This window comes from Streptomyces durocortorensis (assembly GCF_016901035.1).
Taxonomy (GTDB): Bacteria; Actinomycetota; Actinomycetes; order Streptomycetales; family Streptomycetaceae; genus Streptomyces; species Streptomyces durocortorensis.
Window position 1 is genome coordinate 1 of the sequence record NZ_JAFEUF010000503.1, and the last position, 1,194, is coordinate 1,194.

Consider the following 1,194-nt stretch of genomic DNA (forward strand, 5'->3'; position numbering starts at 1 on the left):
CGGCGATGGCGGGGGCGACGGACGGGGGGGCCCCCGGGCGGGGGGGGCGGCGGGGGGGGGGGGCGCGCGGGCCGGCCGGCCTTCGAGAACCCCTACGGGCCCAGCACCGCCCCCCCCGGCCCCCGCCCCCCCCCCCCGCCCCGGGCCTAGCGGGGGCCGGGGCGGGCATCAGTTCCCTGCGGTACGGGAGCGTCGGCGGGTCGGACCACCGTCACGCCCTGCGGGGCGTGGCTCAGTACACCGTCACCCCGTACGCCGAGAGCGCCTCGGTCACCGGCTGGTGGATGGCCGAGCCCGCGGTGCCCGAGCAGCCGGAGCTGCCGGAGTGGATGCCGAGGGCGACGGATCCGGCGAAGTGCGCGCCGCCGCTGTCGCCGCCGGCCGAGCAGGCGGTGGTGCGGACCATGTTGTAGACCGGGCCGTCGCCGTAGTTGACGGTGACGTTGACCGCGGTGACGGTGCCGCTGGTCACCTTGGTCGTGGAGCCGCTCTTCTGGATCGCCTGGCCGACGACGGCGTTGGCGGCGGAGGAGATGTCCCGGGTGGAGCCGTTGTAGAGGTCGACGGTTCCGGCGGGCGAGGAGCCGTCGGTGTAGCGGACGATGCCGTAGTCGTTGGTCGGGAAGCTGGTGCCCTCCCGGACGCCGACGACCGAACCGCCCGAGCTGGCCGACCAGTTGGCGGAGAGGTTGGTGCAGTGCCCGGCCGTCACGAAGTAACGGGCCCCGCCCTTGGTGACGTTGAAGGCGGCCGAGCAGCGGCTGCCGCCGCCGTAGATCGCGCCGCCGCCGAGCACCTCGCGGCGGAACTCACCGGGGACGCGCTGGACGTCGACCGCACCGTCGAGCCGTTCGGCGATCGCTTCGAGGCGGGCCATGTCCCGGGCGGAGACGGAGGAGTCGGCCTCCACGGCAACCCGGTTGGTGCGCGGGTCGACGCCCCAGGAGGTGCCGGTGATCTTCGCCTCGGCCTCCAGGGTGTCCATGGCGGCGTCGAGCTGGGCGGCGCTGCGGGCCACCCGGCGGACGGTGGCCCCGGTGGCGCGGGCCTGCTCCTCGGCCCGGGCGGTGGTGACGGTGACGACCAGCTTCCCGGTCTTCGCGTCGAGGTAGGTTCCGGCGGTGGCGGCGCCGAGCGCGCGGTCGACCTTGGCGCCGAGGGCGTACGCGGACGGGGCGGGGATCGCCGAGGGGG

1 protein-coding gene is annotated in these 1,194 nt (G+C 76.0%); it reads right to left on the minus strand.

What is annotated here, in order from left to right:
• Positions 1 to 232: 232 nt before the first annotated feature.
• Positions 233 to 1,194 (minus strand): S1 family peptidase (locus JS521_RS35750; RefSeq protein ID WP_205087003.1); only part of this gene is annotated, 962 nt, incomplete at its 5' end.